7 protein-coding genes are annotated in these 7,214 nt (G+C 67.0%); 5 read left to right on the forward strand and 2 right to left on the reverse strand.

Annotated elements, in window-relative coordinates; genetic code table 11:
- Positions 1 to 55 precede the first annotated feature (55 nt).
- Complete coding sequence (locus tag QRN34_RS16430; protein WP_285406097.1) at positions 56 to 1,933, reverse strand: M61 family peptidase; 1,878 nt, start codon at positions 1,931 to 1,933, stop codon at positions 56 to 58.
- 176 nt (positions 1,934 to 2,109) lie between these two features.
- On the opposite strand from QRN34_RS16430, the gene QRN34_RS16435 reads away from it, so the two are divergent.
- On the forward strand, positions 2,110 to 2,553 hold the full coding sequence (locus tag QRN34_RS16435; RefSeq protein ID WP_285406099.1) for a DUF4442 domain-containing protein: 444 nt from the start codon (positions 2,110 to 2,112) through the stop codon (positions 2,551 to 2,553).
- Between the two features lie 12 nt (positions 2,554 to 2,565).
- Here the strand turns inward: QRN34_RS16435 and trxA are convergent, their stop codons facing one another.
- Positions 2,566 to 3,438 (reverse strand): thioredoxin, encoded by an 873-nt coding sequence (gene trxA / locus QRN34_RS16440; RefSeq protein WP_285406101.1) that lies wholly within the window; start codon positions 3,436 to 3,438, stop codon positions 2,566 to 2,568.
- A gap of 188 nt (positions 3,439 to 3,626) precedes the next feature.
- Here trxA and QRN34_RS16445 point away from each other — a divergent pair, with 188 nt between their 5' ends.
- From QRN34_RS16445 to QRN34_RS16460, 4 genes are read left to right on the forward strand one after another with little or no spacing between them, the layout of a single operon-like run.
- Positions 3,627 to 4,238 (forward strand): paraquat-inducible protein A, encoded by a 612-nt coding sequence (locus QRN34_RS16445; RefSeq protein WP_285406103.1) that lies wholly within the window; start codon positions 3,627 to 3,629, stop codon positions 4,236 to 4,238.
- Entirely contained in the window at positions 4,235 to 4,855 is a 621-nt protein-coding gene (locus tag QRN34_RS16450) for a paraquat-inducible protein A (RefSeq protein WP_285406106.1), read from the forward strand. The genes QRN34_RS16445 and QRN34_RS16450 overlap by 4 nt, the downstream gene beginning before the upstream one ends.
- Complete coding sequence (locus QRN34_RS16455; RefSeq protein WP_285406109.1) at positions 4,852 to 6,531, forward strand: MlaD family protein; 1,680 nt, start codon at positions 4,852 to 4,854, stop codon at positions 6,529 to 6,531. Before QRN34_RS16450 ends, QRN34_RS16455 begins: the two co-directional genes overlap by 4 nt.
- The gene (locus QRN34_RS16460) at positions 6,528 to 7,118 is read left to right on the forward strand and encodes a PqiC family protein (protein ID WP_285406112.1); all 591 of its coding nucleotides are present in this window, start codon (positions 6,528 to 6,530) and stop codon (positions 7,116 to 7,118) included. The genes QRN34_RS16455 and QRN34_RS16460 overlap by 4 nt, the downstream gene beginning before the upstream one ends.
- The last annotated feature ends 96 nt before the right edge of the window (positions 7,119 to 7,214 follow it).

Below are 7,214 nucleotides of genomic sequence, written 5' to 3' on the forward strand. Positions count from 1 at the left end.
GCGCACATCGCGCGCTCCTACAGGTAGCGCTGCGCGGTATGGCGGTTGGCGTGGTTCAGGGGGTGGCGATGGCGCCGATCAGGTCCTTGCCGTCGCCGCGCACCAGGTGCGGGTATTTCAGGCCGCCGTGGTAGTCGACCTTGATCGTCGCGTAGTCGTCGGTGCTCTTGACCAGGAACTCGATGGGCGTCGATGTGCCCTTGGCGGCCGTTACCGCGTCCTTGAGCACCTGGGGGGAATAATCCTTGCCGTTGACGGCGACCAGTTGCACGCCCGGCACGAGACCCGCCTTTGCGGCGATACCGTCCCATTGCGCGTCAGTGACGATGCCCTTTTCGTTCACCTGGATGCCGAGCGAATAGGTGAAGTTGGCCGACTTGCGGATCTTTTCCCCGGTGATGACGAAGGGCGAGGGTTTGTCGTCGTACACCAGCTTCCAGCCGCCGCCTTCGATACCGTGCTCGGGCAGGGTATCGCCGGTGTAGTCGAGGCGCTGGCGCAGGAAACCCGCCCAGTCGAACGGCTGGATGCGGTTGAGGGTGGCGACGACATCCTCGAAGGTATAGGTCTTGGGGGTATAGCTGCCGTTGTCCATGCCGTAGAAGGCCTTGGCGAACTCGTCCAGCGTATGCTTGCCGCCGGAGAGCGTGCGCATCTTGGTATCGACGTCCAGCCAGAGCAACTGGCCTTCGGGGTAATAGTCGGAGCTGCGACGCAGGTTGTCCCAGCCCGGGCTGCTGCCCCGCGACGAGAGCGGAATGCCGTCCGCCGTGTCCTGCAGCGATCGCCACGACCGCCCCGTACGCGCCGACATGCTGGCGGCGATGCCCGCCAGCGAGTCGCGCCATTGCTCCGTGGTCCAGATGCCCGAGCGCGCGGTGAGTACGCCGGCCCAGTAGTCGGTCAGGCCCTCGTACACCCACAGCAGGTCGTCCTGCATCGGCTCGGCGAAGCTCGGGGTCCACAGGTCGGCCGGGCGACGGAACTTGCCGTTCCAGGAGTGGATGTACTCGTGCGGCAACAGCGTGCCCGCGGCCACGTTGACGTCGGCGTCGGTGAGGAAGTTGGCGAACAGGCGGTCGTCGCTGGACTGGTGGTGCTCCAGACCAAAATGGCCGGTGTGGTCGGACGTCACCAGCAGGAAGTCGTAGTGCGCGTAGTGATGCGCGCCGAACAGCTTGTTGGCCTGCACGATCAGGTTGCGCTGCGCCTGGATCTGCTTGTCGGTGGCCTTGACCCCCGCGGCGGTGTCGCCGGTGATGTTCAGGTGCACCGGCGTGGGCTGGCCGGGCGCCAGGTCGATGCGATTGAAATACTTGCCGCTCATGACCGGCGAATCCACCAGGTTCTCGTAGCTCACGGTCTTGAAATGCACGGTGTTGCCGCTCTGCGAAGCGGTATCCAGCGCCGAGGCGTAGCGCCATCCCGCCGGCAGCGTGACGCTCGGGTCCACCTTGATCTGGCTGGTGTAGTAGCCGGCGGGGTAGAACGACACCTCGTTGAACGACAGCGGCACGTAGTTGGGCGTGGCCGGTGCGAGGTAGACGAAGGACAGTTCGAGCGTGCTGGCGCCGTCGGGCACGTCGACGTGGAAGGCGTACATCTCCTTCGTGTCGCGGCGCCAGGGGATCTTCTTGCCGTTGGCCGTGATCTGGATGCCGGCGACATTCGACAGGGGACCTGCCGGGCCATGCACCCCCGGGATCCACTCGGGATAGTTGAGCACCACGTGGCCGGGCGTTACCGGAATCGTCTCCCTGACGCGGAAGATGTTCTTCGCGGCGTCGGACAGATCCACGTCGAGGGTCAGGTTGCCGGGGTAGGGGGTGTCCGCCGCGACCGGGATGTCGGCCGCGCGTGTGGCCGTGGCGGAGAAGGTCGTCGCGGCGGCGATGGCGGCGGCGAGGATGGCACGACGGAGCGGCAGGCGCATGGCGGCAGGTTTCCCCTTGGCGGACAGTAGCGTCCGATAGTCGGCAGCCTGCCGCCGGGCGGCCTGTGCCAAAGGTAACGGCGCGGCGTGATAAGCCCGGTGTTTTAAACGAGCGGCTTCGCCACGGGGCAGGCGGCGGCTAGCATGGCGGCTCGCGCAGTCCAGGTACCCCGCCCATGAAAGCCTCCACGCTCCGTCGCATCCTCAATGCATGGCCGCCGTTCCTGTTCACGGGCATCCGCGTGGTGACGATGGACGATTACCGCTATGCCCGGGTCAGGCTGACGCTGGCCTGGTACAACCGCAACTACGTGCGCACGCACTTCGGCGGCAACCTGTTCTCCATGACCGATCCGTTCTGGATGATCATGGTGCTGAAGTCGCTGGGCGACGACTACATCGTATGGGACCAGGCAGGCGAGATCCGCTTCGTCGCTCCCGGTCGCGAGGCTGTCTTTGCCGAGTTCCGTGTGGACGACGCGCTGCTGGATGAGCTGCGCGACGCCACGGCCGGCGGCGAGAAGTACCTGCGCTGGTTCGACACCGACATCCGCACCGCCTCCGGCGAACTGGTGGCCAGCGTGCGCAAGCAGCTGTATGTTCGCCGCAAGCGCCGCTGAGCCGGCCGCCCTTCAGAACACCAGCGAGGCCATCTTCCGGCGATACGCGCTGACCAGCGCGGCGTCCTCGAGGGTGGCGAACGCGGCGAGCAGGCGCTTTTTGGCCTGGCCGTCTTGCCAGTCCCGCTGGCGCCTGAGGATGTCCAGGAACTGGTCCAATCCTTCGGCGGCATCACCCTCGATCAGCAGGCGCACACCGAGCAGGTCGCGGGCCTCCCAGTCGGTGTCGTCGGTCTGGACCCGCTCGCGCAACTCGGCCATGGCCGGCGCCCCATCCAGCGCGCTGGCCAGTTCCAGCTGCTTGGCGAGGCGGACGGCGCGGGCATCCGTGGCCAGGTTGGCGGGCAGGGCGTCCAGTTCGGCCTGGGCCGGCTTCACCTGCCCGGCGCGCATGAGGGCCAGGGCGAGGTCGAGCTTGAGCTCGGCGCGGTCCGGCTCGGCGGCGATGGCCTGCTGCAGGCGGTTGATCGCCTCGGCGGCGGTCTCGGGCGCGGCGACCTCGGCCGGCGCCTCGACCACGGCTTCGGCGGGCGCCACGCCGTGCTTGGTCAGGAACTCGCGAATCTGGCCTTCGGGCAAGGCCCCGGCGAAGCCATCGACCACCTGGCCCCCGCTGATCAGGATGACCGTGGGGATGCTACGTACGCCGAACATCCCGGCCAGTTCCTGCTCGGCATCCACGTCGATCTTGGCGAGGCGGAAGGCACCGTTGTATTCGCCCGCCAGCTTCTCGAGGATCGGGCCCAGCGACTTGCAAGGGCCACACCATTCGGCCCAGAGGTCGACGAGGACCGGTGTTTCGAGCGAGGCCTGGATGACGTCGGTCTCGAAGCCGGCGGTGGTCGCGTCGAAGACGTGTTCACTGCGGGTCGGGGCACTGCTCACGGAGGACTCCTGGGACGATGGTCGATGGCCCCTTACGTCGGGGGAGGGCGGGAGCATATCAAGGTGCCGCGCGCTTTTCGGCCAGGCAACGCTTTTAGGCCGGCGCCTAGGGTTTTCATCATGCGCCGTCTACGCGAATTTGCGATCATGGGCGCCAGGGCCAGCCGGCCCGGAGCCGCCGGGTTGGCATGCGTAAAGGTCAGGACCTGATTATCTGCGAGCATTGCGACTCCGTTTACCGGAGGCGCAGCCTTGCGCGTGGGGAGGTTGCCGACTGCGTGGTGTGCGGCGCGGTGCTGGAGCGCCACCAGTGGCTCGGAGTGGATAGCCAGTTCGCCCTTATCGTCGCCGCGCTCATCGTCTTCGTCATCGCCAACGTGTCGCCCATCGTCACCCTGGGCCTGTCGGGCATGACCGCCGCCACCACCCTTTGGGGCGCAGTGATCGCCATGTGGCAGGACGGCGCCCAGATCGTGGCCGTGCTGACCGCGCTCACGCTGTTCTTCTTCCCGCTGGCGCAGATCCTCATGTTCGGCTGGGTGCTGCTGTTCGCGCGGAACGGGCAGCGGGCGCCGGGCTTTGCCTGGGCCATGTCCGCGCTGGTCCGGGTGAAGCCGTGGAGCATGATCGAGGTGTTCATGCTCGGCACCCTGGTCGCCGTGGTCAAGGCGCATACCTATTTCGACGTGGTGCCCGGTGCCGGCATCTGGGCCTTCGGCTTCCTCACGCTGCTGATCACCGTCTTCTCGGCCCACGACCCGCGCGGCCTGTGGGACCTGACCGGGGGCGCCAAGGCATGAGTACGCCGCCCCGCGCCGTGGATATGGGCATCATGTCCTGCCATGTCTGTCAGCTGGTCACCGCGTACACGGACGATCCCCACGCGCACTGCCCGCGTTGCGGCAACCCGCTGCACGGGCGCAAGCACGGCAGCATCTCGCGCGCCTGGGCGCTGCTGCTGGCCGCGGCGATGTTCTACATCCCGGCCAACATCTTCCCGATCATGCGCACCGAGAGCCTGTCCTCGAAGGACGACAACACGATCCTCAGCGGCATCGTCGAGTTGTGGCAGGCCGGCTCCCCGGGACTGGCGGCCATCGTCTTCACGGCGAGCATCGTCGTGCCCATGCTCAAGTTCATCATCATGGGCTACCTGCTGGTGTCCGTGCAGCGGTCCAGCGACCTGGGGCCGCGCCAGCGCTCCAAGCTGTACCGTTTCGTGGAACTGATCGGCTACTGGTCGATGCTCGACGTGTTCGTCGTGGCGATCCTGTCCGCGCTGGTGCATTTCAAGATACTGAGCCGCGTCGAGCCCCTGCCCGGCGTGGTGTATTTCGGCATCGTCGTCGTGCTGACGATGCTCGCGGCCATGAGTTTCGATCCCAGGTTGATCTGGGACAAAAGGAAATCGCAATGAGCGACACCCACGACGGAAAAACGCCGGCCCCGGACGAGCTGCCGCAGCCGGAGGTGCGCAAGTCCAAGCTCGGCTTTTCGCTCATCTGGCTGGTGCCGATCGTGGCGGCGCTGGTCGGCATCTCGCTGATGGTCAGCCATGCGCTGTCGGCCGGTCCGCAGATCTCGGTCACCTTCCTCACCGCCGAAGGCATCGAGGCCGGCAAGACCCAGGTCAAGTACAAGAACGTGGTGATCGGCAAGGTCACCACCATGCGGTTGTCCAAGGACCGCACGCACATCTCCGTGGTGATCGATCTGGAGAAGGACGCCCGCGCGTTCGCGACCAAGGGCACGCGCTACTGGGTGGTGCGGCCGCGCATCGGCGCCAGTGGTGTGTCCGGCATCGACACGCTGCTGTCCGGCGCCTTCATCGGTGCGGACGCAGGCGATTCCGAAGACGAGAAATCCGATTTCACGGGGCTGGAAACGCCGCCGGCGGTGACCCACGGTGCGCCGGGGCGGCGCTTCGTGCTGCACTCCAGCGACCTGGGTTCGCTGGATATCGGCTCGCCCGTCTACTACCGCCGCATCCAGGTGGGCCGCATCGTGTCCTATGAGCTGGACAAGGACGGCAAGGGCGTGTCGCTGCAGCTGTTCATCGACGGCCCCAACGACCGCTTCGTCACCAAGGACGCGCGCTTCTGGAACGCCAGCGGCGTGGACGTGTCGCTGGGTGCCGACGGCCTCAAGCTCAACACCCAGTCGATCGCGACGGTGATCGCCGGCGGCGTCGCCTTCCAGTCGGCCCCCGGTCCGCACGACGAAACTCCCGCCGACGAGATGGCCGACTTCACGCTGTTCAACGACCAGCAGACCGCACTGGCGCCGCCCGATGGCAAGCCGCACTACATCCGCATGCGTTTCGAGCATTCGCTGCGCGGCCTGGCCCCGGATGCGCCCGTGGAATTCCTTGGCGTGAAGGTCGGCCGGGTGGTGTCGGTCAACCTCGACTACGATCCGGTCAACAAGACCTTCCCCGTGATCGTCGGCGCCGTGGTGTATCCGCAGCGCCTCGGCAAGGCGGACGAGAAACTCCGTGCGGCCGTCGGCGGTACGGAGGAAGAACAGCTGCCGCGCATCCTGCATGGCATGGTCGACCACGGCCTGCGCGCGCAGGCACGCACCGGCAACCTGCTGACCGGTCAGCTCTACGTCGCGATCGACTTCGACAAGAAGGCGCCCAAGGTGACCTTCAACGAGAAGGCGTCGCCGCTGGAAGTGCCCACCATGGCGGGCGACTTCGATCACCTGCAGGAGCAGATTTCCAGCATCGTCGACAAGGTCGAGAAGATTCCCTTCGACTCCATCGGCAAGAACCTGGACGGCAGCCTGCAGGAACTGCACGGCACGCTCAAGCAGGTCAATACCGAGCTCCTGCCGGAAGCGAAGAAGACGCTGCAGGGCGTCAACAAGACGGTGGGCACGGCCAACGATGCGCTGTCCGCGGATTCGCCGTTGCAGCAGAACATCACCGTGACACTGGAGGAACTGCAGCGCACGGTGCGTTCGGTGCGCGCGTTCACCGACTACCTCGGCCGCCACCCCGAGTCGCTGCTGCGTGGTCGCGGTGCCGACGCGCCGCCCAAGGTCATCACCCCGTCGCCGTCCAGGCAGGGCAAGGAAGTACAGCCATGATCCAGACACTTCGCCTCGCCGCCGCCGTCACCTTGCTGGGCACGCTGGCCGCGTGCTCCTCGGCACCCACCCATTTCCACACGCTGATCCCGCCTTCGGCGGGCCTGCCGCCCGCCGCCGCGCCGTTCCTGATCGACGTCCAGGCCGTCGCCGTGCCTCCGCAGGTCGACCAGCCCGCGCTGGTGCTGCGCCAGGGCGCCAGCGGTATCGCCGTGCTGGACGGCGAACGCTGGGCCTCGCCGCTCGGCGACGAGATCCGCGGTGCACTGGCAGCGGACCTTTCCACCCGTCTTGGCACGCACGACGTACACGGCCTGCCGCGCGGCAAGGAGGCCAAGGTGGTATTCGTGCAGTTCGACGTGCGTCGCTTCGATTCCGAAGTGGGCGGCAACGCCACCCTGGAAGCCAGTTGGTCCGTACGCAGCGGCGACACCGCCAGCACCTGCGCGTCGCGGGTGAGCGAGCCCGCGGGTAGCAGCTACGACAGCCTGGTCGATGCGCATCAGCGTGCGCTGGGGAAGGCCGCAGATCAGGTCGCCGGGGCGGTTCGCGCGGTGGCGGGCGGGCAGGTGGCTACCTGCCGCTGAGCGGGAGGGCTCGCCTTCGGCATCGCGTTGGAGCTTGGGCCTTGGAGCAAGAGCCGGCGGGTGCCACCCTCGGGGCCACGCCTGCGGCGACCCGTC

Origin of the sequence: Luteibacter sp. ME-Dv--P-043b (genome assembly GCF_030209605.1) — a bacterium.
Classification (GTDB): domain Bacteria; phylum Pseudomonadota; class Gammaproteobacteria; order Xanthomonadales; family Rhodanobacteraceae; genus Luteibacter.

Coding starts and splice junctions, on each gene's coding strand:
- QRN34_RS16445 (WP_285406103.1), top strand. CDS start 3,627: ATGCGTAAAGGTCAGGACCTGATTATCTGCGAGCATTGCGACTCCGTT.
- QRN34_RS16455 (WP_285406109.1), top strand. CDS start 4,852: ATGAGCGACACCCACGACGGAAAAACGCCGGCCCCGGACGAGCTGCCG.
- QRN34_RS16450 (WP_285406106.1), top strand. CDS start 4,235: ATGAGTACGCCGCCCCGCGCCGTGGATATGGGCATCATGTCCTGCCAT.
- QRN34_RS16435 (WP_285406099.1), top strand. CDS start 2,110: ATGAAAGCCTCCACGCTCCGTCGCATCCTCAATGCATGGCCGCCGTTC.
- QRN34_RS16460 (WP_285406112.1), top strand. CDS start 6,528: ATGATCCAGACACTTCGCCTCGCCGCCGCCGTCACCTTGCTGGGCACG.
- QRN34_RS16430 (WP_285406097.1), bottom strand. CDS start 1,933: ATGCGCCTGCCGCTCCGTCGTGCCATCCTCGCCGCCGCCATCGCCGCC.